This window comes from Castellaniella denitrificans (assembly GCF_027214045.1).
GTDB lineage: Bacteria > Pseudomonadota > Gammaproteobacteria > Burkholderiales > Burkholderiaceae_B > Castellaniella > Castellaniella denitrificans_A.
In genome coordinates this window covers 1-24,370 of record NZ_JAPWHE010000017.1, presented here as the reverse complement: position 1 = coordinate 24,370, position 24,370 = coordinate 1, and the positions used below count along the sequence as shown (strand labels likewise).

The 24,370-nt window shown below is 67.4% G+C and carries 21 protein-coding genes; 7 read left to right on the top strand and 14 right to left on the bottom strand.

Annotation, left to right across the window (positions count from 1 at the left end; all coding sequences use genetic code 11):
- Positions 1 to 110 precede the first annotated feature (110 nt).
- From lpdA to O4H32_RS14670, 4 genes are read right to left on the bottom strand one after another with little or no spacing between them, the layout of a single operon-like run.
- On the bottom strand, positions 111 to 1,520 hold the full coding sequence (gene lpdA / locus O4H32_RS14685; protein WP_269360367.1) for a dihydrolipoyl dehydrogenase: 1,410 nt from the start codon (positions 1,518 to 1,520) through the stop codon (positions 111 to 113).
- Positions 1,521 to 1,525: 5 nt separating this feature from the next.
- Positions 1,526 to 2,890 (bottom strand): dihydrolipoamide acetyltransferase family protein, encoded by a 1,365-nt coding sequence (locus tag O4H32_RS14680; protein WP_269360365.1) that lies wholly within the window; start codon positions 2,888 to 2,890, stop codon positions 1,526 to 1,528.
- A complete protein-coding gene (locus tag O4H32_RS14675) occupies positions 2,890 to 3,927 on the bottom strand; it encodes an alpha-ketoacid dehydrogenase subunit beta (RefSeq protein WP_269360363.1) in 1,038 nt (345 codons plus the stop codon). Before O4H32_RS14675 ends, O4H32_RS14680 begins: the two co-directional genes overlap by 1 nt.
- A gap of 2 nt (positions 3,928 to 3,929) precedes the next feature.
- Entirely contained in the window at positions 3,930 to 5,162 is a 1,233-nt protein-coding gene (locus O4H32_RS14670; protein ID WP_269360362.1) for a 3-methyl-2-oxobutanoate dehydrogenase (2-methylpropanoyl-transferring) subunit alpha, read from the bottom strand.
- A gap of 293 nt (positions 5,163 to 5,455) precedes the next feature.
- Here O4H32_RS14670 and O4H32_RS14665 point away from each other — a divergent pair, with 293 nt between their 5' ends.
- Positions 5,456 to 6,142, top strand: a complete 687-nt coding sequence (locus O4H32_RS14665; protein WP_269360359.1) for a biliverdin-producing heme oxygenase — start codon at positions 5,456 to 5,458, stop codon at positions 6,140 to 6,142.
- Positions 6,114 to 8,141: a sensor domain-containing diguanylate cyclase gene (locus tag O4H32_RS14660; RefSeq protein ID WP_269360358.1), complete on the top strand. Its 2,028-nt coding sequence runs from the start codon at positions 6,114 to 6,116 to the stop codon at positions 8,139 to 8,141. The genes O4H32_RS14665 and O4H32_RS14660 overlap by 29 nt, the downstream gene beginning before the upstream one ends.
- Here O4H32_RS14660 and O4H32_RS14655 read toward each other — a convergent pair.
- The 4 genes from O4H32_RS14655 to O4H32_RS14640 all read right to left on the bottom strand — a co-directional run bounded on the left by O4H32_RS14655 (position 8,138) and on the right by O4H32_RS14640 (position 13,658).
- A complete protein-coding gene (locus O4H32_RS14655) occupies positions 8,138 to 10,672 on the bottom strand; it encodes a DNA internalization-related competence protein ComEC/Rec2 (protein WP_269360356.1) in 2,535 nt (844 codons plus the stop codon). The genes O4H32_RS14660 and O4H32_RS14655 overlap by 4 nt on opposite strands.
- Before the next feature lie 90 nt (positions 10,673 to 10,762).
- The gene (locus tag O4H32_RS14650; protein WP_269360354.1) at positions 10,763 to 11,602 is read right to left on the bottom strand and encodes a TatD family hydrolase; all 840 of its coding nucleotides are present in this window, start codon (positions 11,600 to 11,602) and stop codon (positions 10,763 to 10,765) included.
- A gap of 81 nt (positions 11,603 to 11,683) precedes the next feature.
- On the bottom strand, positions 11,684 to 12,394 hold the full coding sequence (locus O4H32_RS14645) for an ABC transporter ATP-binding protein (RefSeq protein ID WP_269360352.1): 711 nt from the start codon (positions 12,392 to 12,394) through the stop codon (positions 11,684 to 11,686).
- Positions 12,387 to 13,658, bottom strand: a complete 1,272-nt coding sequence (locus O4H32_RS14640; RefSeq protein ID WP_269360351.1) for a lipoprotein-releasing ABC transporter permease subunit — start codon at positions 13,656 to 13,658, stop codon at positions 12,387 to 12,389. Before O4H32_RS14640 ends, O4H32_RS14645 begins: the two co-directional genes overlap by 8 nt.
- 43 nt (positions 13,659 to 13,701) lie before the next feature.
- Between O4H32_RS14640 and O4H32_RS14635 the strand changes: the two genes are divergently transcribed.
- Together O4H32_RS14635 and recJ are read left to right on the top strand one after the other, a co-directional pair.
- Positions 13,702 to 14,613: a hypothetical protein gene (locus O4H32_RS14635; protein WP_269360349.1), complete on the top strand. Its 912-nt coding sequence runs from the start codon at positions 13,702 to 13,704 to the stop codon at positions 14,611 to 14,613.
- Positions 14,598 to 16,301, top strand: a complete 1,704-nt coding sequence (gene recJ / locus O4H32_RS14630; protein WP_407932665.1) for a single-stranded-DNA-specific exonuclease RecJ — start codon at positions 14,598 to 14,600, stop codon at positions 16,299 to 16,301. The genes O4H32_RS14635 and recJ overlap by 16 nt, the downstream gene beginning before the upstream one ends.
- An 18-nt stretch (positions 16,302 to 16,319) precedes the next feature.
- Here the strand turns inward: recJ and O4H32_RS14625 are convergent, their stop codons facing one another.
- Both O4H32_RS14625 and O4H32_RS14620 read right to left on the bottom strand, forming a co-directional pair.
- Positions 16,320 to 17,219 (bottom strand): DMT family transporter, encoded by a 900-nt coding sequence (locus O4H32_RS14625; RefSeq protein WP_269360345.1) that lies wholly within the window; start codon positions 17,217 to 17,219, stop codon positions 16,320 to 16,322.
- Between the two features lie 46 nt (positions 17,220 to 17,265).
- A complete protein-coding gene (locus O4H32_RS14620; RefSeq protein WP_269360344.1) occupies positions 17,266 to 18,174 on the bottom strand; it encodes a DMT family transporter in 909 nt (302 codons plus the stop codon).
- Between the two features lie 312 nt (positions 18,175 to 18,486).
- Here O4H32_RS14620 and infA point away from each other — a divergent pair, with 312 nt between their 5' ends.
- Positions 18,487 to 18,753, top strand: coding sequence for a translation initiation factor IF-1 (gene infA / locus O4H32_RS14615; protein ID WP_269360342.1), 267 nt, complete (start codon positions 18,487 to 18,489; stop codon positions 18,751 to 18,753).
- 104 nt (positions 18,754 to 18,857) lie between these two features.
- On the opposite strand, the gene O4H32_RS14610 is transcribed toward infA, so the two are convergent.
- The 4 genes from O4H32_RS14610 to O4H32_RS14595 all read right to left on the bottom strand — a co-directional run bounded on the left by O4H32_RS14610 (position 18,858) and on the right by O4H32_RS14595 (position 22,379).
- On the bottom strand, positions 18,858 to 19,661 hold the full coding sequence (locus O4H32_RS14610; RefSeq protein ID WP_269360340.1) for a type 2 periplasmic-binding domain-containing protein: 804 nt from the start codon (positions 19,659 to 19,661) through the stop codon (positions 18,858 to 18,860).
- Positions 19,662 to 19,684: 23 nt separating this feature from the next.
- Entirely contained in the window at positions 19,685 to 20,413 is a 729-nt protein-coding gene (locus tag O4H32_RS14605; protein ID WP_407932666.1) for an ABC transporter permease, read from the bottom strand.
- A gap of 179 nt (positions 20,414 to 20,592) precedes the next feature.
- A complete protein-coding gene (locus O4H32_RS14600) occupies positions 20,593 to 21,609 on the bottom strand; it encodes an ABC transporter substrate-binding protein (protein WP_269360336.1) in 1,017 nt (338 codons plus the stop codon).
- Positions 21,606 to 22,379 (bottom strand): ABC transporter ATP-binding protein, encoded by a 774-nt coding sequence (locus O4H32_RS14595; RefSeq protein ID WP_269360334.1) that lies wholly within the window; start codon positions 22,377 to 22,379, stop codon positions 21,606 to 21,608. The genes O4H32_RS14600 and O4H32_RS14595 overlap by 4 nt, the downstream gene beginning before the upstream one ends.
- 185 nt (positions 22,380 to 22,564) lie before the next feature.
- Between O4H32_RS14595 and O4H32_RS14590 the strand changes: the two genes are divergently transcribed.
- Both O4H32_RS14590 and O4H32_RS14585 read left to right on the top strand, forming a co-directional pair.
- On the top strand, positions 22,565 to 23,032 hold the full coding sequence (locus O4H32_RS14590; protein WP_269360332.1) for a hypothetical protein: 468 nt from the start codon (positions 22,565 to 22,567) through the stop codon (positions 23,030 to 23,032).
- A 176-nt stretch (positions 23,033 to 23,208) separates the two neighbouring features.
- Complete coding sequence (locus O4H32_RS14585) at positions 23,209 to 24,213, top strand: TRAP transporter substrate-binding protein (RefSeq protein ID WP_269360330.1); 1,005 nt, start codon at positions 23,209 to 23,211, stop codon at positions 24,211 to 24,213.
- Positions 24,214 to 24,370: the final 157 nt, after the last annotated feature.

The following is a 24,370-nucleotide window of genomic DNA, read 5'->3' as shown; positions in this document are numbered from 1 at the left end:
CCTCCCCGCCCCGGGCCCCCGCGCCGGCCCCCCCCCCGGCCCCCCCCCGCCCGGCCCCCCGCGCCCCCCCCCCCCCCCCCCCCCCGCCCGATGGATCCGGGCGGTCGGACTCAGACGTGCAACGCCTGACCCAGCGCCCGCAGGGCCGCTTCCTGGATCGCCTCGCCCTGAGTGGGATGGGCGTGGATCGTGTGGCCGACGTCTTCCAGCCGCGCACCCATTTCGATGGACTGGCCGAAGGCGGCGGCGAATTCCGACACGCCCCCGCCCACGGCCTGCCAGCCCAGGATCAGATGATTGTCGCGCCGCGCCACGACCCGCACGAAGCCGTCGGTGGATTCCAGCGTCATGGACCGGCCATTGGCCGCCAGCGGGAAGGACGCGTCGATGGCGTCGATGCCCGCCTCGGCCGCCTGCCGCGGCGACAGCCCCGCCGTGACGACTTCCGGATCGGTGAAGCACACGGCCGGGATCGCGGCCGGCACGAAGCGCCGCGTGTGGCCGGCGATCTGCTCGGCCACGCATTCGCCCTGCGCCATGGCGCGGTGCGCCAGCATGGGCTCGCCCGTCAGGTCGCCGATGGCCCAGACCCCGGTCATGGACGTGCGGCAGCGGTCGTCCACGCGAACCGCCAGGCCATCCATGTCGAGCATCAGGGAACTGAGTCCGAAGCCCCGGCTGCGAGGCTTGCGGCCGACGGCCACCAGCACTTGCTGAGCGGGCAACACATCCTCGGTCTTGCCCGACTGGACCCGCAGGCCCTTGCCGTCCTCGGTCAGGCCCAGCACCTGGGTCTGAAGATGCAGGCCAACGCCCAGAGCCTTCAGCGCGGCGTGCACCGGCTTGACCAGATCGGCGTCATAGATCGGCAGGATCCGGTCCTGGGCCTCGATCACGTCGACCTTCACACCAAGCTTGCGGTAGACAGTACCCAGCTCCAGGCCGATGTACCCCGCGCCGACGATGGCCAGGGATTTCGGCAGTTTTTTGGGCGACAGCGCTTCGGTCGAAGAGATCACCGGGCCGCCGAAGGGCATGAAAGGCAGCGCGGCGGGCTCAGACCCCGTGGCGAGCAGCAGGTGCTCGCAACGGATGCGCTGGGGCGCGCCGGCCTTGCCTTTGGCGACGGGATCAACGTCCACGGTCTTGCCGTCGACGATGCGCGCCCAGCCCTGGACGACCGTGACCTTGTGCTTTTTCAGCAATGCGCCGACGCCGGTCGTGAGTTTCTTGACGATGCCGTCCTTCCAGGCGACGCTGCGCGCCAGGTCGATCCCGGGCGCCTCGGCGCGGATGCCCAGCGGCGAATCCCCGGCATAGCCCTGCAGCGCGTGGAATTGCTCGGCCACGTGGATCAGCGCCTTGGACGGAATGCAGCCGATGTTCAGGCAGGTTCCGCCCAGGGCGTCGCCCTCGACCAGCACGGTGGGGATGCCCAACTGGCCCGCGCGGATGGCCGCCACGTAGCCGCCGGGGCCGCCGCCGATGATGAGCAAAGTCGTATTGATGGGATTGGACATGCTGCTTACTCCACGAACAAGAGCGCCGGGCACTCCAGGTAACGCCGGATGCACTGGATGAACTCGGCGGCGTGCATGCCGTCGACCACGCGATGATCGAAGGACGAGGACAGGTTCATGAGCTTGCGCGCCACGACCCGGCCCTCCTGGAACACGGGGCGTTCGACCACGCGGTTGACGCCGACGATCGCGACTTCAGGGTGATTGATGACCGGCGTGGACACGATCCCCCCGAGCGCGCCAAGACTGGTCAGCGTGATCGTCGAGCCGCTCAGTTCGTCGCGCGCCGCCTTGCCCTGACGGGCGGCTTCGGCCAGGCGCGCGACTTCCGCCGCGCAGGACCACAGGTCCAGGGTTTCCGCGTGATGCAATACCGGCACCATCAGGCCCGATGGCGTCTGCGCCGCCACGCCCAGGTGCACGGCGCCATACTGGGTCACGACCCCCGCGTCGTCGTCGTAACGGGCGTTGATCTGAGGAAATTCACGCAAAGACAGCACCATGGCGCGCGCCAGGAACGGCAACAGGGTCAGCTTGCCGCGCTCGGCGCTATGCAGGGCGTTCAGCCGCGCGCGCAGCGATTCCAGTTCCGTCACGTCGATTTCCTCGACGTAGGTGAAGTGCGGAATGCGGCGCTTGGCCTCCTGCATCTTCTGGGCGATCTTGCGCCGCAGGCCGATGACGGGAATTTGCGTTTCCTGGTCCTGGGCGGCGTAGAGCGCGCCGGTGGTGCGGTTCGAAGTCGCGTTGCGATCGCGCGCCAGCCAGGCGTCCAGGTCGCCGTGCGTGATCCGGCCGGCGGGGCCGGTGCCCGGCACGTACTGCAGGGTGATGCCCAGGTCCCAGGCCCGGCGGCGCACGGCAGGCGAAGCCAGCGGGCGCTGGCCCTCGGGGCGGGACGGTGCGTGGGAGGCCGCGTGCGGCGCCATCGCGCCGCGCGCGGCGGACACCGGAGCGGATTCGCGTTCTGAGGCGGCCGGGACCGCCGCCCGCCCCGCGGGGCGGGACTCGGCTGATTCAGGACGGGATGCGGGCGCCGGTTCCGGCACGTCAGGAGCCGACACGGCGACCGGCTCGGTGACGGATGCCGCCCGGGAAGTCGCCCCGACCGTGCCTTCGTTGCCCTCGCCCTCGACCTCGAGGCGGATGAGTTCGGACCCCACCGCCATGACGTCGCCGACCTTGCCGCCCAGCGACATGACGCGCCCATGCACCGGGGACGGCACCTGGACGGTGGCCTTGTCGGTCATGACGTCGGCCAGGATCTGGTCCTCGACCACGGCATCGCCCGCCTGGACGTGCCATTCCACCAGTTCGACTTCCGCGATGCCTTCGCCGATGTCCGGCATCTTGATGATGTGAATGCCCATTATGCCTCCCGGAACACGCGTTTGAACGCCTCCGCGACCCGCTTGGGGCCGGGGAAATAAGCCCATTCATGCGAATGGGGATACGGCGTGTCCCACCCCGTGATGCGTTCCACGGGGGCTTCGAGATGATAGAAACAATGCTCCTGGACCAGCGCGCACAGTTCGGCGCCGAAACCGCTGGTGCGGGTGGCCTCGTGCAGCACCACGCAACGACCGGTCTTGCGCACCGAATTCAGGATCGCGTCCATGTCCAGCGGCCAGAGGCTGCGCAGGTCGAGAATATCGGCCTCGATGCCGGCCTCGCGGGCTGCGACCTCGGCCACGTACACCATGGTGCCGTAGGTCAGCACGGTCAGGTCCCGGCCTTCGCGATAGAGCGAGGCCGAATCCAGCGGCACGGTGTAATAGCCTTCGGGCACGTTGCCCAGCGGATGCTTGGACCAGGGCACGACCGGCTGGTCGTGATGGCCGTCGAAGGGGCCGTTGTACAGGCGCTTGGGCTCCAGGAAGATGACCGGATCGTCGTTCTCGATGGAGCTGATCAGCAGGCCCTTGGCGTCGTAGGGGTTGGACGGCATCACGGTGCGCAGGCCGGTCACGTGCGTGAACAGGGCTTCCGGACTCTGACTGTGGGTCTGTCCGCCGAAAATCCCGCCGCCGCAGGGCATGCGGATCGTCAGTGGCGCGGTGTAGCCGCCCGCCGAGCGGTAGCGCAGGCGCGCGGCCTCGGAAAATATCTGGTCGGCCGCCGGATAGAAATAGTCGGCGAACTGGATCTCGACCACCGGCCGCAGGCCATAGGCGCCCATGCCGATGGCCGCCGCCACGATGCCGCTCTCGGAAATCGGCGCGTCGAACACACGCGACTGGCCGTATTTGGCCTGCAGGCCCTCGGTGCAGCGGAACACGCCGCCGAAATAACCGACGTCCTCGCCGAAGACGACGATGTTATCGTCCCGTTCCAGCATGACGTCCATGGCCGAGCGCAGGGCCTGGATCATCGTCATGGGACGGGTCTTGGTTTTTTCCTGTGCCATGCTCACACTCCCAGTTCCTGGCGTTGCCGGCGCAGATGTTCCGGCATGTCCTTGTACACATCCTCGAACATGGTCGCCACGCTGCTGGTGCGCCCAGTGGCCAGCGTACCGTGGGCCTCGGCCTTTTTCTGGGCGGCCACGACCTCTGCCTCGCAGGCCTTCTGCAGTTCCTGATGTTCCTGTTCCGACCAGATGTCGCGCTTGAGCATGTAGTTCTTCAGGCGCGCGATCGGGTCGCCCAAAGGAAACCGCGACCAGTCGTCGGCCGGCCGGTACTTGGACGGATCGTCGGAGGTGGAGTGCGGGCCGGCCCGGTAGCTGACCCATTCGATCAGCGTGGCGCCGTGGTTGTTGCGCGCCCGTTCGGCGGCCCAGCGGGACACAGCGTGGACGGCCAGGAAATCGTTGCCATCCACGCGCAGCGAGGCCACGTTCGAACCGATGCCGCGCGCCGCCAGCGTGATGCCCTCGCCGCCCGCGACGGACTGGAAGGTGGAGATCGCCCACTGGTTGTTGATCACATTGAGGATCACCGGCGCCCGGTACACGTGCGCGAACAGCAGCGCCGTCTGGTAATCCGATTCGGCCGTGGCGCCATCGCCGATCCAGCCGCAGGCGATGCGGGTGTCGCCCTTGATGGCCGAGGCCATGGCCCAGCCCACCGCCTGGGGCATCTGCGTGCCCAGGTTGCCCGACAGGGTGAAAAACCCCTTTTCCGGCACCGAATACAGCACCGGCAACTGGCGGCCTTTCAGCGGATCCTGATCGTTGGAGAAGATCTGGCACATCATGTCGAACAGGGGATAGTCCTGGGCGATGAGCAGGCCTTGCTGACGGTAGGACGGGAAATGCATGTCGCCCTCGCGCAACGCCAGCGACTGGCCGATGGCGATGGCCTCCTCGCCCAGGCACTGCATGTAGAACGAGGTCTTCTTCTGCCGCTGGGCGATGACCATGCGCGCGTCGAAGATCCGCGTCTTGACCATGGCACGCAGGCCGCGGCGCAGCAGATCGTCGTCCGGAAGGTCCTCGGCCCAGGGGCCCTGGGCCTCGTCATGCTCATCGAGCACGCGGATCAGCCCGATGGCCAGGTCGCGGGTGTCGTAAGGCGTGATGTCGATGGGGGGTTTGCGCGCCGCCCCGGCGGGCTGCAGGCGCAGGTAGGAAAAGTCGGTCGCCTGACCGGGACGCCCCGAGGGTTCGGGCACGTAGAATTTCAGAGGTGTCTGTGTCATGGTCGCAAAAATCTTTTGGATTTTTCACAAGCCCGCAGGAGAATCCCCGCGTCCGGGGCGTTCTCGAAAGGACCACAGTCGTCTTGTGGACGGCTGCCGGATCATCGCCGATCCCGCATGTTCGCGCAAGACCGCGAAAACCACTAGGTATGCCTGGGCAACGACAGGACGACTCCAGCACACTGTACAACGACGGGCCGGTGCCGCGCGACCTTGCACCGCTCCGGCGCCACGGGATGCCCGGGTGCCGCATAATAAGGCTTGTCAGGCATGCCTGATTCCAGAAGCGCCTCATGATCACGAAACACACGCCTGAAAATGACCTGCATGCCTGGCTGCGCGAGCAAACCCGTACGCGCCACCAGACACTGGACAGATCGCCCCTGCTGAACGCCCTGCTGCAACCCGGGCTGGATCCGGACACTTATGTGCGCTGCCTGCGGCATCTGCATGCCGCGCACGCCTCGACCGAGGCCTGGCTGGCCGGCCTGGCCAGTCACGCACCCGCAGCGCTGCCCGCCTATCAGTCGCGCCTGCCCGCGCTGCGCGAGGACATCGAACAATTGACCCGACACGTGCCGGACGCGGCTCGCGAAACCGCCGCGCCCGCCCGCGCCTCCGATGCGGCAATCCAATCGAAGGATACGCCAGGCGACGGGACGGTCCTTCCTTGCTGGCATGACGGCATTGCCGCCTATCTGGGCATCCGGTACGTGCTTGAAGGCGCCACGCAGGGCGCGCGGTTCATCACGGCCCGACTGCTGAAGCACTGTCCGCTGATGCTTGAAAAAAGTCGATCATACTGGGATCATCAGGCACACATGTCGCAGCATTGGCATGCACTGCTGGAATATCTGCGGACGGAACAACGGCACATCGAACCCGGCGCGCTGCGCCAAGGCGCCGACGCCACCTTCTCTCATTTCATCCAGGTATTCAGCACACATGCCCATGGCACTGACCGATCCTGTTTTCACTGACTGCCTGACCGCGCCATTGCACCTCGCCGGCGGCATCCAGCCGCACGGCGGGTTGCTCGTGCTCGACGACCAGCAGCGCTTCGTCGGCGCTTCGACCAACATCGCCGAATGGCTGGACAAGGAAGCGGCGCAATTGATCGGACAGCCCTGGCAAGCCATTTTCCCCAGCCTGCCGCTGCCCGGCGCGCTGAAGGAAATGAACCATCTGGGAATCGCGGGCAGTCATTTGCGGGCGCTGAAGCTGGGAAACCGGGACCTCGTGCTCGCCGGCCACCACTGGGCGAATCGCACGCTGATCGAGATCGAATATCGCCAGAAACACATAGAAGGCGAACTGCCTGACGAACTGGCCCAGTCCCGTGGCGCCCTGCTGGCGGCATGCACCGCGGCGCTGGCGACCCAAAGCACCCCCGAACAGGCCGCCGAGTGCCTCATGCGTCACATTGCCCTGAGCACGGGCTTCGACCGCGTCATCTTGCTGCAATTCCTGCATGACTGGCACGGCAAAGTCATTGCCGAAGCGCTCAAACCCGGCATACGCGGTTACCTGGGCCAGCATTTCCCCGCAAACGACATTCCTCAGAACGCCCGCTCGCTTTACGTGATCAAGCGTCAGCGGCTCATCGCCGACGCGCACGCCGACCCGGTCCCCATCATCCATCCCGGCTCCGAACCCCTCGACCTGACCCATTCCGAGCTGCGCGCCGCGCATCCCGCCCATATCCAATACATGAAAAACATGGGGGTGGCCGCATCGTTCAGCGTCTCGATCGTGGTCAACGGCGCGCTGTGGGGGCTGGTGGTATGCCACAGCCTCCAGCCCCGCCGCTTGCCGTTCGCCGTGCGGCTATTGTGCGAACACATGGCCAATACCGCCGCCTTGCACATCGGCGGGCTGCGGCAGCTCGGCCGCGCGAACGCGCGCCACGAGCACTCGATGTATCGCGCACGCCTGAAACAGGACCTGCAAACCCGCGGGCCCACCGACGACGCAATCCATCAACAACTCGAGCGCGTCCGACAGGCTTTCAAGGCGGACGGCGCCTGGGCTTATTTCAGGCGGACGGACTACCATTGCGGCCAGTTGCCCGCGACCGAACCGCTCAATGACCTGAAGCGCTGGCTGCAAAGCAACGCCACGGCGCCGGTCCACGGCTACAACCGCATACCCGATGACCTGGCGCGGCACGGCGCCCTGGTCCGCCATGCCAGTGGCGCGCTCCACATCCAGGTCGACGACGACAACTTCATTGTCTTGCTGCGACACGAACAACCCGAAAACATCGAATGGGCCGGCCCGCCCGACAAGCCGGATACCCATATTCCCGGAACAGCACTTTCCCCCAGGCGTTCGTTCGATGCCTGGAAAGAGCAGACCCAGGGCCAGGCGCTGCCTTGGGAGGATTACGAATACGAGGCCGCGAGTGAATTGCGGATCCTGTTGCGCGAATTGCTGGATTACCTGCAACTGGAACAGCAAAGCCTGACCGATCCTCTGACGGGCCTGGGCAATCGGCAGCAGTTGCAGAACTATGTGGAAAAAATCAGTCTGACCGAATCCGGCCCGGAAACCTTCGTTGCGGTTTTCCTGATCGATCTGGATCGCTTCAAGCCGGTAAACGACACCTACGGCCATTCGGCCGGCGATCAGGTGCTCATCGAAGCCGGTCAACGCATGAGCCATCTGCTGCGCGATTCCGATCTTCTGGCCCGCCTGGGCGGCGACGAGTTCGCGATCGTGCTGCCCAGGCAAAAGAGCCTGGATGCCCTGCGGGCGCTGGGAGAACGGCTGATCCAGGCCATCGCCCGGCCGTACCGGCTCGACCAGGACAATACACGGATCAGCGCCAGCATCGGCGCGGCGGTCCTGGAACCCGGCATGACGCTCGAGATGGCCCTGCACAATGCCGACATGGCCATGTACCGGATGAAGCATGGCGGTGGCAACGGATTCGCCCTGTTCGAGGGCGACACGCGACCGACGCACCCCGGCGCCTAGAAACGCCGCCCGTGCCAGTAGCGTCGAGACGCATCCAGGGCGCCGGACAGCGCCAGCCCATCCGCGCGCGATCGGGCATCGACTCCACCCTGCAAATCGGTGCGCCACAGGCCCGCGCCCGCCCGACGCCAACGCGCCACCACAGCGGCGTCCGGATGACCATGGCGATTCCAGGCGCCCACCTGGAAAACCACATGCCGCGCCGCCACGACATCGACGAAGGCGGCGGACGACGATGTCCGCGAACCGTGATGCGCAACCACGACGATGTCGGCCGGCGTCAGGCCGCGCTCGACCAGGGCCGCTTCGGCACGCCGTTCGATGTCGCCGGTCAGCAGCAGACTGTGGTGCGCCCCTCGTATCCGCAACACGCAACTGCTGGCGTTGGCCGCCACGCCTTTGCGGCGCGCACGCGCATCCAGCGGCCAGAGAAACTCGAATTCGACCCCGTCCATGCGCCAGCGATCGCCGAAGCGGCACGGCGAGGCCGCCTGCGGCAGGGGCGTGGTCTCGGCGCCCAGCTTGAGGGTCTCGGCACGCAGCCAGGATTCCAGATCGAACGACGCGAAAGCCTGCCTCGCCGGCACCGCCGCCAGTACGCTGCGCACCCCGCCGGCATGATCCAGGTCGGCATGGGACACGATCAGCGCGTCCAGTCGGGCCACGCCGAGCGCCTTCAGGGCCGGGACGACGGTGCGGGCGCCTTCATCCGCATGTCGCGCATGGCGCGCGCCCGCGTCGAACAGCAGCGAGTGCCGCGCCGTGCGAATCAGCAATGCGCTGCCTTGCCCCACGTCCAAAGCGTGCAGATCCCATTCTCCATCGCCGGGACGGTCCGGCGGCCACAGCAACATCGGCACCAGCGCGAACCAGGCCCAGGCACGATGGCGAAGCGGACAGGCCCCCGGCCAGAGCGCCACCGCCACTCCGGCCATGCCCAGCAGATACACCCATGCCGGTCCGGCGGGCACAGGCCAGGCGGGCAAGGCGGCCAGCCATTCGGTCGGCCGCATCATCAGAGCCAGCAGGCCATGCGCCAGCCAGGCCAGGATGGCCGCGACGGACTCCATGCCCGGCGCCAGCGCCACGGCGGCCAGCAGCAGCGACAGAGGCGTGACCAGCAACTCAATGACCGGAATGGCGTAGGCATTGGCCAGCGGGGACACCAGCGAGACCTCATGGAAGGTCCAGGCCAGCGGCGCCGCCAACGCCCAGGTCACGGCCCATTGCAGGCGCGTCGCAAGCTTCAGGCCACGGAGCCAGCGATCGCGCCGCAGCCGCGGGGTCACGGCGGCGGCGCGATCGCTCGCCGCAGACTGCTCTTGCGCCCTCGCCCCGACCGCCAGCAGCACGGCCACCGCCAGAAACGAAAGCCAGAATCCCCCCGACAGCACCGACCAGGGGTCCGTCGCCACGACCGCCACGGCCGCCAGCGCCAGCACCCGCGACCCGCTGATGCGCAGTTGAAGGGCCTGGGCGCCCGCCACCACGGCCAGCATCATGAAAGTGCGACGCGCCGGTACGCCCCAGCCGGCCAGCAGGCAATACAGCCAGGCGGTCAGCAGCGCCGCGACAGCGCCCGCCCGCCGGGCCGGCCAGCGCTCGGCCAGGACACGGCCGCGCCAACGCAGGCGGCGCCACAGGAACGACACCGCCAGCGCGGCCGCTCCGGCCAGCATCGTGATGTGCGAACCGCTGATGGAAACCAGGTGGGTGATGCCGGTGCGGTTGAACACCGTCCAGTCGGCGTCGTCCACGCCGTCCTGGTCGCCGATGGCCAGGGCCCGCAGCACCGGACCGTAGCGCAGATCCCTCAGAGACGGCGCCATGGCCTCGCGCACCGCATGCCGCGCACGCCCGGCGATCACGGACAGGCCGGCCCAGTCCTCGTCGCGCAGCCATTCCGGTGTACCCCGCACGCTCCCTTGCGCGCGGATGCCGGCGGCGAAGGCGTGGGCCTCGGCATCGAAGGCATGAAAGTTCAGCGCGGCGCGCACCGGTCGCAGCACCAGGGCCATGCGCCAGACCTGTCCGGGCTTTACTTCAGGAAACGGCGTTTCGGGCGGCCGAGCGGGCGCATAGGGACCGCGCCAGCCAGCGGCGGGCCAGCGCACCCGGATCCGCTCAGGAGCTCCGCCAGGATGCGCGTCCAGCACCACGGCCTCGAAATCCAGCCGGTCCGGCTGGAGCCGGGGCAGGCTGTCGACACGCAAGGTGACGCGCGACACCTTGTCCACATTGATTGCGGCCAACGACTGATCCAGGCGCGTCTGGGCGCACAATACAGTGAAGACGAAACCGGACCAGGCGCTCAGCAGGCAGAGCATCGGACCCCGCAGCGCGGCGAGGACACCCGCCCGCGCCCGGCCGGGCCGCGCCGCCGCGCGCGCATGCGCGCGCCACATGGCCCAACCCGCCACGCCCAGCACACAAGATGCCAGCGCCAGGGCGCCACCGCCTGGCAAATCGGCCAGCCGATGGGCGCCGAGCACGCCGGCCAACCCCGCCACCACCGTCGCACGCCCGAGCATGCCTTCCCCTGGAAATTGAAATCTTCCGTCAGAGTAAGGGGAGAAGCAGCCGCCGCGACGCGCAACGCGCATGACGGTCCGGCGGGGAAACTACGCTGAGCCCGGCCGGTTGAGGACATGCACCAGCCGGGGCAGCACCCTGCGTGCATTGGCGGCGCACCGTTCGATCAAGACATCGGTTTCCAGACCGCGCAATTCGGCCAGAACCCGGGCGATGCGGAACGTTTCCGCCGGTTCGTTGCGCGCAGGCCGGGGGTGGCCGTCGGGGCCGCGCCCCAGCCAGGCGGGCGGGATGTCGGGCGCATCGGTTTCCAGCACCAGAGCCTCGACCGGCAATGCGGCCGCCAGACGGCGGATCTGCAAGGCGCGCTCGAACGTCATGGCACCACCCATGCCCAGGGCGAAGCCCTGCGCGATGAACTGTTCCGCCTGCTGGAAGCTGCCATTGAAGGCATGGGCGATGCCGCCGATGGGCGGGCGGCGGCGCAGGTGCTTGAGCAGCGTGTCCTGGGACCGGCGCACGTGCAGCAGCACCGGCAGGCCGTGGCGTTGCGCCAGATCCAGTTGGCTCGCATAGAACCGTTCCTGGCGTTCACGCAATTCCGGCGTATTGAAGGCCGGCACGAAAAAATCCAGTCCGATCTCGCCGATCGCCACCAGTTTGGGATCGCCCCGCGCCGCCGTCAGCGCGGCATCCAGCGCGTCCAGGTCCGCCTCCGCAGACCGATCGACGTACAAGGGATGGATGCCCAGGGCGTAGCAAGCGCCCGGCGTGGCATGCGCCAGATCCCGTACGACTTCGAAATTGGCGCGCATCACGGCCGGAATCACGATGATTCCGACGCCCGCCCGCCGCGCCCTTTCGATCACGGCCGGCCGGTCGGCGTCGAATTCCGGGGCGTCCAGGTGGCAGTGGGTGTCGATCAGCATGGGTCCTCCGTTCGAACGTCCGCACGGGGGGCACTCGGACCTGGCGGCTCCGCGCAGCCGCGAGCGGCCGGATACGGCGCTTCAGCCGGCCTCTTCCGTGTCCTCTGCGAGCAGCCCCGCCTGCATGTGAAAGCGTCGGTGCGCCAGGGCCGCCAACGCCGGATCGTGGGTGACGATGACAAAGGCCGTGCCCAATTCCCGGTTGATGCGCGCCAACAGGTCGAACATGTCGGCGGCCGTGTGGCGGTCCAGATTGCCGGTCGGCTCGTCGGCCAGCACGCAGGCCGGGCGGGTCACCAGTGCGCGCGCCAGGGCCACGCGCTGACGCTCGCCGCCGGACAACTGGCCCGGAAAGTGCGCGGCCCGGGCCGACAGCCCGACCTGTTCGAGCATCGCGGCCGCCAGATCCCGGGCCTGTGCGCGGGGCATGCGGCGCACGATCAGGGGCATGGCCACATTGTCCAGCGCCGTGAATTCCGGCAACAAGTGATGGAATTGGTAGACGAAGCCCAGAGATTGATTGCGCAATCGACTGCGGCGCTTCTCGTCCAGCCCCGAGGCGGCCTGACCGGCGACCCACAGTTGCCCGGTGTCAGGCTCGTCCAGCAGGCCCAGCACGTGAAGCAGCGTGCTCTTGCCCGAACCCGAGGCGCCGACGACGGCGACCATCTCATGGGCATGGACCGTCAGGCTGACGTCCCGCAGAACCTCCACCCGTCCGGCACCCTCGTCGTAGGTCTTGGCCAGACGCTCGGCGCGCAGCACGGCGTCGGCGGCAACGGAATCAGTCATGACGCAGCACTCGGGCGGGTTGCAGGCGGGATGCCCGCCAGCTGGGATACAGCGTGGCCAGCAGGGACAGGACCAGGGACGTCCCGCCGATCACGGCGATGTCGCCCAACTGGGGATTGGACGGCAGTTCGCTGATGAAATAGATCTGCTGGGGCAGGAACTGGATGCCCAGCAGATGCTCGATCCAGGGGACGATCACATCTACGTTGTAGGCGACCAATGTGCCCAACGCGACGCCCCCCAGCGTGCCCACCACGCCGATCAGGGCGCCCTGGATCAGGAAGATGCGCGCGATCTCGGCCGGCGTGGCACCCAGCGTGCGCAGGATGGCGATGTCCGAACGCTTGTCCTTGACCGCCATCACCAGAGAAGACAGCAGATTGAAGGCCGCCACCGCCACGATCAGGGTCAGGATCAGGAACATCATGCGCTTCTCGGTCTGCACGGCGGCGAACCAGGTGCGGTTGTTCTGGGTCCAGTCCATGGCCCGCACGCCCGCCGGCATCCGGCCGAGCAAGGCGTGGGCCACCTGGGGCGCGCGCTGCATGTCGTCGATGCGCAGGCGCACGCCGCTGACGCCGCTGTCGCGGAACACCCGGGCCGCGTCCCGCACGTCGATGAACACCAGCGTGGCGTCGTATTCGTAATAGCCGGAGGAAAAGATCCCCGACACGGTGAACTGGCGCATGCGCGGCGTAAAGCCCGCCGGCGAAATCGAGCCCTGGGGCGCCAGCAACAGGACCGTGTCGCCCACCGTCAGCCCGAGGGACTGGGCGATCTGGCTGCCCACCACCATGCGGAAGGCCCCTGGCGTCAGGCTGTCGAGCGTGCCCGAGGCCATCTGGCCGGCCAGGTCGGACACTTCCGGTTCGATGGCCGGGTCGATGCCGCGCACCTGGACGCCGCTCAGGCCCTGGCCGCGCACCAGCATGCCCTGGGCCGCGACAAACGGGGCCGCGCCGCGGACCGCCGGATCCTGGCGGGCCGCATCGGCCAGGTCGCGCCAATGTTCCAGCACCTGTTCATGGTCGGCACCCGGCACGTACAACTCGATGTGGGGCAGCACCGACAGCATGCGGTCGCGCACCTGGGTCTGGAAACCGTTCATCACCGACAGGACGATGATCAGGGCCGCCACCCCCAGGCCGATCCCCGCCATGGAGCTGGCCGCTACGAAGGACACGAAGCGATCGCCCCGGCGGCCGCCCCGCCCCGCGCGGGCCAGGCCCGCGTAGCGCGCCCCTATCCACCATTCATACGCCATGCGACTCGCCATCCTCGTCCGTTCGATACCCTACAATTCCGCCATGCACATCGTGATCCCCGGGGCATTGCCCGAACCCGAAGTGGCCGCCGAACTGGCGCCCCATCTGGCGCAACGCGCCCCCACCCTGGCCCGCTGGCTGGGCCGCGGCACGCCCCGGACGGCGTCATGTCCGGCTGCGGACACCTGGTGCACGCCGCTGGAACACTGGCTGCTCCAGGCACGCGGATTCGCGCCGGCGCAAGACGAGCATATTAGCGCAGGTCTGGGGCCGCTGCGCCTGTCCGTCGCGGACGACGAACCCGTCTGGCTGGCGGAATTGATCCACATGGCGCCCTCGCGCGACGGCGCCGCCCTGCTGCCGGCCGACACGCTGGCGATCACGGCCGAACAGTCCGCGGCCCTGATGGACACCGCCCGCGAACTGATCGAAGACAGCGGCATCGCCCTGACGCAGGACACTCCAGACACCTGGCGGGTGCGCTGGTCCGGACCCGTCCGCCTGGCCTGCGCCAGCCCGGCGCTGGTCGCCGTCAGCGCCGTCAACGACTGGTGGCCGCAGGATCCTGCGGCGCGCCCCTGGCGGCGCCTGGTCAACGGCCTGCAGATGGCCTGGCACGAACATCCGGTCAACCTGCGGCGCCAGCGCGATGGCCTGGCGCCGATCAACAGCCTGTGGTTGTACGGCGGCGCACGCCGCACCCAGCTGGGCCGCCCGCTTCCGGACGAGCTGCGCATCGAGACCGCCCTGCAGGCCCATGCCGTCGCCCAGGACTGGGGTGGCTGGATCGAGGCGCTGGCGGACCTGGAGCAACGCTGTTTCACGCCCCTGGCCGGCGCCGCGCCCACCCTGGTGCTGACCGGGCGCGAACGCACGGTGGAACTGGACGCGCGCGCCGGCTGGCTGCGGCGCCTGCGACCCCTGGACTGGAGGCGCTGGTGGTGCGCCCGCTGATTCTGGCGCGCGACGCCGATCCGGTACGGACCCGGGCGCTCGTCGCGGCCGGCGTCCACCCGCTGCTGGCCCGCCTGTGGGCCGCCCGCGGCCTGGACCAGACCGGCCCCACCGAATGGGCCGCCCTGATCCCGCCGAACCGGCTCACGCATGTGGACCGGGCCGGCCAATTGCTGGCCGACGCAATCCAGGCGGACCGGAGGCTGCTGATCGTGGCCGACTATGACTGCGATGGCGCGACGGCCTGCGCCGTGGCCGTGCGTGCGCTGCGCGCGATGGGCGCCCAGGTCGACTTCCTGGTCCCCAACCGCTTCGAGACCGGCTACGGCCTGTCGCCGGCCGTGGTCGAACTGGCTCTGCGCCACCCGGCCGGCAGGCCGGATCTGCTGGTGACGGTGGACAACGGCATCGCCAGCATCGAGGGGGTCGCGGCGGCACGCGCCGCTGGAATCGAGGTCATCGTCACCGACCACCACCTGCCCGGCCCCGCGTTGCCCGACGCCCTGGCCATTGTCAACCCCAATCAGGCCGGCTGCGGCTTTCCATCCAAACACCTGGCCGGCGTGGGGGTGATCTTTTACGTCATGCTGGCCCTGCGCGCCGCGCTGCGCGCGCGCGGCGCCCTGCCTCCCAGGGGTGGGCCGAAACTCGAAACCTACGCCGATCTGGTGGCCCTGGGTACGGTGGCCGACGTGGTGCGCCTGGACGCCAACAACCGGCTGCTGGTCGGCCAGGGACTGAGGCGCATCCGCCAGGGTCGCATGCAAGTCGGGCTGGCCGCGCTGTTCGAGGTCGCCGGACGGAATCCCGCTCGAGCCGGCACGGACGATCTGGGCTTCGCCCTGGGGCCGCGCATCAACGCCGCCGGCCGCATGGCCGACATGAGCCTGGGCATCCATTGCCTGCTGGAAGACGACCCCGCCCGTGCGCTGGAACTGGCAAAGGCGCTGGACGGAATCAACCGAGAACGCCGCGCGCGGGAAACCATCATGCGCGAAGAAGCCCTGGCGCATCTGGACACCCATGCCCAGGCCCGCGCCGCCAGCGTCTGCGTCTGGCAGCCCGGGTGGCACCCGGGCGTGATCGGCCTGGTGGCCTCGCGCCTGAAGGAAACCTACTGGCGCCCGGCCCTGGCCTTCGCGCCCGATGACGGCGATACCCTGCGCGGCTCGGGCCGCTCGATTCCCGAGGTCCATCTGCGCGATGCGCTGGACCTGGTCAGCAAGCGCCTGCCAGGCGCCATCCTGCAGTTCGGCGGCCACGCCATGGCGGCCGGCCTGACCCTCCGGACCGCCGCCTTCGATGACTTTTCACGGCATTTCGACGACGCGGTGCGTACCCTGGGCGCCCGTGAATCCTTCGAACCGCGCCTGGATACCGACGGCTCGCTGGAACCGGACTATATGACCGCGGAGACCGCCAGCCTGCTGGCCGACCAGATATGGGGGGCCGGATTCCCGCCGCCACTGTTCCAGGACCGGTTCCGCGTCCTGCACCAGCGCCTGCTGAAAGACACGCATCTGAAGCTGTTCCTGGAGCGCGACGGCCAGCGTCTGGACGCCGTCTGGTTCAATCACGCGGAACCCTTGCCCGACCTCATCGAGGCCGTCTACCGGCTGGACTGCAACACCTGGGGAGGCCGCACCAGCGTACAACTCCTGATCGAGGACGCCCGGGAAGCGGCCTGAGGCCCCAGGGCAAGCCAGTCAGCCCCCGCGGCCCCCCGGTCGATCAGGCCAGACGGCCAGCAGCAGGCCCGCCAAAGCCAGGCCGAAGGCCAGGGCCTGCGGCAGCCCGAAAGGTTCTCCCAACATCCAGACGCCGACGCAGGCCGATCCGACCGGCAACATCACGGTGAACACCCCCGCGCGCGAGGCCGGCACCCGGCGCAGGCCCGTCATCCACAACCAGATGGTCCAGCTCGATGCCAGTCCGTAAAACAACAGCACCCACCACACCGTCCAGGGCACCGCGCCAAAATCAAAACGCCATGCGGCCCAGGCGCCCGCCGGCAGCATCAGCGCAAAACCCCACAGATTCATCAGGGCGCTGATGCGCCGGGACGAAAGAACGGCCGTCAGCCGCTTGCCGATCACCGCGTAGCAGGCCTCGCACAGGACCGCGCCGCCCAGCAATGCGTAGCCCAGCCAACGGCCGCCATGGCCTTCATCGACCGGCGCCCCTTCGGAACCTGGCCGGGTCAGCGCCAGGAGAGCGATCCCGGAGACCGCGCAAGCGATGGCAGCCAGCACCCGGGGTCGGATCGCCTCTCGCAGCACCAGCCGGCTGAGCACCGCGATCGTGGCCGGAATGGCCGACATGACGACGCCGGCCGCCACGGCGCCGCTGTAGCTGACGCCCAGGACCATGAAGACCGTGAACAGGAAACTGCCGATGAAGGCTTCCAGAAACACCAGCAGACGCACGCGCGGGGTCGGCGGAGGCTCGGAGGACGGCCGGCGCAGCCAGTGCAGCATGCCCGCGCCGCCGATGCCGAAACGCAACCAGCCCAGCAGGAAAACGGGAAACACGGCGGCGAGCGGCTTGCTCAGGGCTACGCAGGCGCCGACCACGAACATGCTGGCCGCCAGGCTGGCGTAAGACAACCAGGACGCGACCCCGCCCTCCTGAGGATCGGGGCTTGCGGCGGACTCACCCACGCGGCTGCCGGGACGACAGGACGATGCCGCCGATGATCAGGGCGAAGGCCAGGGCGTGGAAAGGCTTCGGCGTTTCGCCCAGCAGGCCCAGCGACAGCAGGGCCGCGATCAGCGGCGTCAGATTGTTGAAGAAACCCGCCAGCGTCGGGCCCACGCGCTGCACCCCGGCCCCCCAGCAGCGAAAGGCGATGATCGCCGGACCGACGGCGACGAAGGCCACGGTCAGCGCCAGCGGCCAACCCCACTCGATACGCCAGTCCGTCACGCCCCATTCCAGGGCGGCGAACAGCCCAGACCAGGCCACGCCGTAGACCACCTGCCCCAGAAGGAAACCGGCCCAATGCGCCCGCACCGGCGCATCCGTCGGCACCCGGGTCAACTGCCAGCTATAGAAGGCCCAGACGATGGTGGCGAGCACCATCAGCAGATCCCCGATGACAAAGCGCAACGCCAGCAACTGACTCCACTCGCCCTGGGACAGAACGACGGCCACGCCCGCCAGCGACAGCGCCGAACCCGCCACCTGGGCCGGCCGGATCGCCACCCCGTGGAATACCCGGCCCACGATCAGCATCCAGACGGGCATGCTGGCCGCCACCAACGTCACGTTCACCGGCGTCGAAGTGTGCAGCGCCAGGTATTGCAGCGAGTTGTAAAGCCCGACCCCGAGCAGGCCAAGCACGGCATAGCGCCGCCATTCCCGCCAGACGGCGCTGCCCGCCCCGAGCACCCGGTGGCCCAATGGCAGGAGCAGCGCCAGGGCCAGCGACCAGCGCAGGAAATTCAGGGTCAGCGGGGGCACCATCTGGGACACCGCACGGCCGACGACGGCGTTGCCCGCCCACATCAGGGGCGGAATCAGCAGCAGGACCACCGTGCCGGGATTGAGTCGTTCGTTCATTCAGGTTCTGGAAACGGGCATCAGCGGGAATTCTAACTGCAAGAAGCCCGCACCCCGCTGTGCGGCAAAGCTGGGGCCCTCAAGTTCTTGACATAAAACTCTTCAAGCATTATCATATAAGTGCTTGATAATCAGCGGTTTTCAATTCTGGCTGCATTTTTGCCAGTCTACGCGGGATTCTTCCCGCCGTCCCCTCGGGGGTCTCGTACCCCTGCCCGGATTCCGATCGTCCCGCGACCCCGCCCGCATGCAGCGCCCAAAAAGCGCCGCGTGCCCGCTGACTCTTTGTCCCACTCACCGGAGCACACCACAATGGCTAAAGAAGAACTGCTCGAAATGCATGGATCCGTGACGGAAGTCCTCCCGGATTCCCGTTTCCGCGTGACCCTGGACAACGGACATCCCGTCATTGCCTACACCGGCGGAAAGATGCGCAAGCACCACATCCGTATTCTGGCCGGCGACCAGGTCACCCTGGAAATGTCGCCTTACGATCTGACCAAGGGCCGCATCACCTTCCGCCATCTGAACCGCGGTCCCGGCGCTGGCAGTGCGCCGCCGCCCCGTCGCCGTCATTGATCGCCGGCTCCGGCCAGTCTCTTTCCCCATCCGACGCGGCTGCAAAAGCACGGCTTCGCGTCCTCCGGCGGCGCCCTTCCGCGCCCCTTTTTTCCCAAACGACCTCAGTGGCAGTCCGGCACCGTCTGGTCAAGATAGACCTCGAAGGCGATGTCCCGAGCCTGCTGACGCGCCAGTTCGCGCAACCGCTGCGGCGACGTCGCCCGGCGCACGGCCGCCTGGCGGGGCGCGGACAGATCGTCTCGCATCAGCCGCGTCAACACCTGGGGTCGATAGGGCGCCAGTCGCGACGAGAATTTCCGCCACTCGGGAAACGCCAGCAGTTGCTTCATGAAATCCTCGTCCTGCACGGCCGCGTCGCACTGGCCGATCCGCAGCGCCAGCAAAGCGTCGGCCGCCGAAGCATAGATCTGTTCGATCGCGCCGAAACGGGCCGATAATTCGCCGGACACGCGGCCGTCCGCACTCAGACAGACGGTCCGCCCGCTCAGGTCGGACCAGGCATGGATGTCGGTATCGGTACGCATGATCGCCATGGGGCCGGCCGACCAGACCAACCGCGAAACACGCACCCCTGCCTGGGGCCCGCCTTCGCCGGACCATACGCCCACCCAGACATCCAGCGTGCCATCGGCGACTTGTCGCGCAGCCTGTGCGGCGGACACCGCCTGCAAAGGCGCGGCGCCCTGCCCGACCTGTCCGGCCAGGACTTCGACGCGTGCCGTGGTGCGGACCTTGGCACCCGGCACCCGGGGCGCGGGCACCTCGGCCACCCCAAGGCTCCATCCATCGCCCGCGGCCGACAGCGGTGCGCCCGAGGCGGCGCCGGACCGGGGAGTGATCAGCGCCCCGGCCACCAGCAAGGCCAGCAGGCCGGGCCGGGAGAACGCATTCGGAAAGTCTTTCATGTCAATCGGCCGATTGCCGGGCCTCACACGTATTGATAGCGCAGCACCTTGCGCTTGATATTTTCCAGGCACACTTGGTCGATCAGCGTGGCCAGAATGGCGATGGTCAGAATGTTGGCCATCACGCCCACCATGTCCGCCGTCTCGCCCGCATAAGCCAGCGAACGACCCAGCCCCTGACCGAAACCGATCAGCATTTCGGCCGAGATCAGCGCCCGCCAGGCGTTGCCGAAGGCCAACTGGGCCCCGGTGATCAATTCCGGCATGACGGCTGGCAGATAAACACGCCTCAGCATGTCCCAGGGGTTGGCCCCCATGACGCGTGCGGCGGACACATGGGTCTGCAGCACGCTCTCGGTCGCGTTCATCACCGACAGGGCCGCCGGAAAGAACGCCGCCAACGCGATCACGACGATGATGGGCACGTTGCCGAAACCCATCAGAATCAGGAACAGGGGCACCCAGGCAATCGAAGGGATCGACTGCAGCACGATGATGGCGGACTTCAGGACTTCGCGGAAAAACACCAGCAGCCCGCCGGCCAGACCGAAGCCGATGCCGAACAGCAGCGCGAAACCATAGCCGACACCCAGCCTCCCCATGCTGCCGGCCAGGATGGCGCGAAACTCGGCGGTCTGGATATCCTGCCATACGCGTTCCAGCACTTTGGGCACGCCCGGCATCAAAAAGTCCGGCAGGGTCCAGGCGGCCATCTGCCAGAACAGCAGGATGGCGGCGATGGCGATCAGCATGGCCAGCTTGCGCGCGGCGGGAGAAAGGCGTCGTTTTTTACTCATGGATTCCAGACATGGCATGGCCGAGCATACGCCCGGCCATCAGGATTTCAGCCCGTTCACTTTCCGCAGCAAGCCGCGGCCTGAGCGCACAGGCGCAGTGAACAGGGCGCCACATTATCGCACCCTGCCCCCCATCAAAGCTTGCGGGCGTGCTGCCAGTCCAGATCGACGATGGACTTCACCTCGTAGGGCTTGCCATCCTTGGTCTTGAGCGAGCCCTGCGCCTGCATGATGTCGGCCACCTCCTGCATGCGCGACAAGTCCTGCGGCGTCAACGCGGCGCTGAAGGTCTGGGTCTGGATCGCCTTGCTGATGACCTGCTCGCGAGGCACGTCGCCGTGCTCCAGCGTCTTCAAGGTCGGCTCGGCGATGAAATAGCCGGCGATCAGCTTGGCGGCCTCGTCGGGCTTCTGCTGCAGCAGGTCGATGGCCTCACGCTGAGCGTCCAGCGATTTCCAGACCTGATCTTTCTTGTTCTTCAGGGTCTCGCCCGACGTGATCGTCACCATGCAGGGGAAGGGCCAGACCTCGCCAATCTCGTAGATCTGTTTCACCGGTGCGATCAACTGGGCGATGCTGGCCTGGGGCTCGAACAGGAAAGCCGCGTCCACGCGCTTGCCGACCAGGGACTGCACGGCCACCTGCGGGCTCACGCCCAGGATGGACACGTCCTCGGGCGCCAGGCCCGCGTTCTTCAGCACCACGCCGCGCAGCACCGTATCGGCCGTGCTGCCTTCTTTCTGGGAGGCCAGGGTGTGTCCCTTCAGGCCGGCCACGTCCTTGATGCCCGCGTCTTCGCGCACCACCAGCGCATGGAAGCCACGCTGCGCGCCGCCGACGACCTTCAGGTCCGCGCCACGCGAGGACCAGGACGCGGCATTGGTGAATCCCAGCACACCGGTGTCGAGCTGGCCGCCGACGATGGCCTTGATCAGGTCGGTGCCCGACTTGAACTCGACCAGTTGCACGTCCAGTCCCTGCTTTTCGTAGAACTTGCCTTCGTAGGCGGCGATGGCCTGGGCGTCGTCCATGACGCGAATGTAGCCGACCTTGAAGGGCTCGGCGGCCTGCGCCTGGGACGCCAGCGCCAGCGCGGCGAACAGCGGGAGCAGGAAGCGGCGGCCCGGCCTCAGAAAACGATTCAGTTTCATGCTGCGAGTTCCTCGGGAATGGAAGATGAGTGTTCGGTGTCGCCGACGATGCCCAGCAGGCTCAGAATTTCCCTGCGCATGGCGGCGAAATTCGACAGATCGTGGGTCTTGTCGGTGTCCGACAGGTGAAATTCCTTGAGCACGCGCGACGGCCGGGCGCTGAAGACCAGGATGCGGTCGGCCAGGAACAGCGCCTCGTCCACATCGTGCGTCACCAGCAGCACCGTGGGCCGGGTTTCGCGGATCAAGGTGCGCAGGGCGTCCTGCAAGGTCATGCGGGTCAGCGCATCCAGCGCGCCGAAGGGCTCGTCCAGCAACAGCACCTCGGGGTGCGTGATGAAGGCGCGCGCCAGGGCGCAGCGCTGGCGCATGCCGCCCGAGACCTGGTGCGGGAAATAGTCCTCGAACCCCTTGAGCCGGACCTTGTCGAGCCACAATCGCGCCTGGCGCCGGGCCTCGGCCCGGCCGATTTTCTGCAGTTCCAGGGCCATGGCCACATTCTGGACCAGGGTCAACCAGGGATACAGGGCGTTTTCCTGAAACATCAGCATGCGGCTGGGATCGGGTCTGCGCACCGGCCGGCCTTCGGCCAGCACCTGCCCGGCCGAGGGTTTTTCCAGACCCGCGGCCATGTGCAGCAGCGTGGACTTGCCGCAGCCCGACGGACCGACCAGCGCCACCAGTTCGCCCGGGGCGATGTCGCGTTCGAAGCACTCCACCACCCGCAGGTCGCCGAAGTGCTTTTCAACTTGTCTGAAGGAAAGGTTCATATGCGGAAAATCGCCGGCAGAGGATTGATTCAATGATGTTCAATACTTTAACGATCCGCCTTAATGAGCAACAACGATTTGTTAACCATTTCTTTATTCAATATGGAAATATAGAAAACCTGGACAGCATTGACTCGATAACGGACCGGAGCGCTACGATAGGGCATCCCCACACAGGAGTCGCCATGTCCACCCCGCCCCCGCCGGACCCGATCGGCCGGCTGCACGCCGTTCACGCCGAGACCCGCCGGCGACTCCAGGGAGCCCTCGGCCGCGCGGCCCACTGGCCCGCCCTCGCCGCCTGGATCGATGGTCCGGCGCGTGCCGCGCACGACATCCTGGAACAGCGCCTTTTTCCCGCGCTGATCGAGTCCATGGCGGGATCCGACGCCGTCTGCCTCAAGGCCATGACCGGCGGTCTGGTCCGGGACCGGGCCGACCTGGACCGACGCTGGCGCCAGACGGCTCGACCCGCCCTGGATGGGGTCACCGTTGCGGCCGTCGGCGTTGACCTCGCGACATGGGCTGACGACTACCTGGCCTGGCTGGCGCGTGCCGACGGGGAACTGCTGCCGATGGCGGCCCGCCTGCTGGACGATGCCGCCCTGGACGCACTGGCCGTCGACTGCGCGCGGCTCGACGACGGCGCCTGAAATCTGCCCGGCCCCATCCCGTCGCAAGGGTCTTTTCTAGTGGTTTGCCCCTGTCGACGCGATTACCGATTCTTGCCTATACTCCGCTCGTTCAACTGCCATTCAGTCAGCAGATTGTCAGCCGGACGCCATCGCCTTTTCCGCATGGCGCGCCCCACAACCCCGGAGACCCCCCCATGAAATTCGCGACCTCCCGCATCGCCGCCGCCGTCGGCCTGTCCCTGACGCTGGGTCTGGCTGCCGCCACCGTGCACGCCGCCCCCATCGTCGTGAAATTCAGCCACGTCGTGGCCGAAAACACCCCCAAGGGCCAGGGCGCGCTCAAGTTCAAGGAACTGGCCGAGGCCGCCCTGCCGGGCAAGGTCGAGGTCCAGGTGTTCTCCAATTCCCAGCTCTTCGGCGACGGCAAGGAAATGGAAGCCCTGCTGCTGGGCGACGTGCAGATCATCGCGCCATCCCTGGCGAAATTCGACCGCTACACCAAGAAACTGCAGATCTTCGATCTGCCCTTCATGTTCGACGACATGGCGGCCCTGGACCGCTTCCAGGCCAGCCCCAAAGGCCAGGAACTGCTGGATTCGATGAAGTCCAAGGGCATCAAGGGCCTGGCCTACTGGCACAACGGCCTCAAGCAGCTCTCCAGCAACAAGGACAAACTGGTGCGCCCCGAGGACGTCAAGGGCCTGAAGTTCCGCATCCAGTCCTCCGACGTGCTCGAAGCCCAGTTCCGCCAGTTGGGCGCCAACCCCCAGAAGCTGGCTTTCTCCGAGGTCTACCAGGCCCTGCAGACCGGTGTGGTCGACGGCGCCGAGAACCCCTGGTCCAACATCTATTCGCAGAAATTCCACGAGGTCCAGAAGACCATCGCGATCACCAATCACGGCGCGCTGGACTACATGGTGATCACCAATTCCGGCTGGTGGGACGGCCTGCCCGAGGACGTGCGCGCCGGCCTGCAAAAGGCGATGGCCGGGGCCACGGCACACGCCAACAAACTGGCCGCCGAGATCAACGATCGCGATCAGAAGCTCATTGCCGAGGCCGGCAAGGCGAAGATCCAGACCTTGTCCAAGGAAGACGTCGCCGCCTGGCGTTCCGCCCTGAAACCGGTCTGGGACAAATTCCAGGATCAGATCGGCAAGGACATCATCGACGCAGCCGTCGCTTCGAATCAGCAATAAGGCGCGGGATTTCCCGACCGCCTGGACACGGCCGCTTTCCAGCGGCCGTTTCGCATTCTGGACAGGAGATTCTTCCATTGTGAAAAACTGGCTGGAACACATCGAGGAAGGCCTGATCGCCTTTCTCCTGGCCGCCATGACCGTGGTGACCTTCGCC

Bases quoted from the DNA above. Each gene is read 5' to 3' on its own strand.
- lpdA (WP_269360367.1), bottom strand. From the start codon at position 1,520: ATGTCCAATCCCATCAATACGACTTTGCTCATCATCGGCGGCGGCCCC.
- O4H32_RS14680 (WP_269360365.1), bottom strand. From the start codon at position 2,890: ATGGGCATTCACATCATCAAGATGCCGGACATCGGCGAAGGCATCGCG.
- O4H32_RS14675 (WP_269360363.1), bottom strand. From the start codon at position 3,927: ATGGCACAGGAAAAAACCAAGACCCGTCCCATGACGATGATCCAGGCC.
- O4H32_RS14670 (WP_269360362.1), bottom strand. From the start codon at position 5,162: ATGACACAGACACCTCTGAAATTCTACGTGCCCGAACCCTCGGGGCGT.
- O4H32_RS14665 (WP_269360359.1), top strand. From the start codon at position 5,456: ATGATCACGAAACACACGCCTGAAAATGACCTGCATGCCTGGCTGCGC.
- O4H32_RS14660 (WP_269360358.1), top strand. From the start codon at position 6,114: ATGGCACTGACCGATCCTGTTTTCACTGACTGCCTGACCGCGCCATTG.
- O4H32_RS14655 (WP_269360356.1), bottom strand. From the start codon at position 10,672: ATGCTCGGGCGTGCGACGGTGGTGGCGGGGTTGGCCGGCGTGCTCGGC.
- O4H32_RS14650 (WP_269360354.1), bottom strand. From the start codon at position 11,602: ATGCTGATCGACACCCACTGCCACCTGGACGCCCCGGAATTCGACGCC.
- O4H32_RS14645 (WP_269360352.1), bottom strand. From the start codon at position 12,394: ATGACTGATTCCGTTGCCGCCGACGCCGTGCTGCGCGCCGAGCGTCTG.
- O4H32_RS14640 (WP_269360351.1), bottom strand. From the start codon at position 13,658: ATGGCGTATGAATGGTGGATAGGGGCGCGCTACGCGGGCCTGGCCCGC.
- O4H32_RS14635 (WP_269360349.1), top strand. From the start codon at position 13,702: ATGCACATCGTGATCCCCGGGGCATTGCCCGAACCCGAAGTGGCCGCC.
- O4H32_RS14620 (WP_269360344.1), bottom strand. From the start codon at position 18,174: ATGAACGAACGACTCAATCCCGGCACGGTGGTCCTGCTGCTGATTCCG.
- infA (WP_269360342.1), top strand. From the start codon at position 18,487: ATGGCTAAAGAAGAACTGCTCGAAATGCATGGATCCGTGACGGAAGTC.
- O4H32_RS14610 (WP_269360340.1), bottom strand. From the start codon at position 19,661: ATGAAAGACTTTCCGAATGCGTTCTCCCGGCCCGGCCTGCTGGCCTTG.
- O4H32_RS14605 (WP_407932666.1), bottom strand. From the start codon at position 20,413: ATGCTGATCGCCATCGCCGCCATCCTGCTGTTCTGGCAGATGGCCGCC.
- O4H32_RS14600 (WP_269360336.1), bottom strand. From the start codon at position 21,609: ATGAAACTGAATCGTTTTCTGAGGCCGGGCCGCCGCTTCCTGCTCCCG.
- O4H32_RS14595 (WP_269360334.1), bottom strand. From the start codon at position 22,379: ATGAACCTTTCCTTCAGACAAGTTGAAAAGCACTTCGGCGACCTGCGG.
- O4H32_RS14590 (WP_269360332.1), top strand. From the start codon at position 22,565: ATGTCCACCCCGCCCCCGCCGGACCCGATCGGCCGGCTGCACGCCGTT.
- O4H32_RS14585 (WP_269360330.1), top strand. From the start codon at position 23,209: ATGAAATTCGCGACCTCCCGCATCGCCGCCGCCGTCGGCCTGTCCCTG.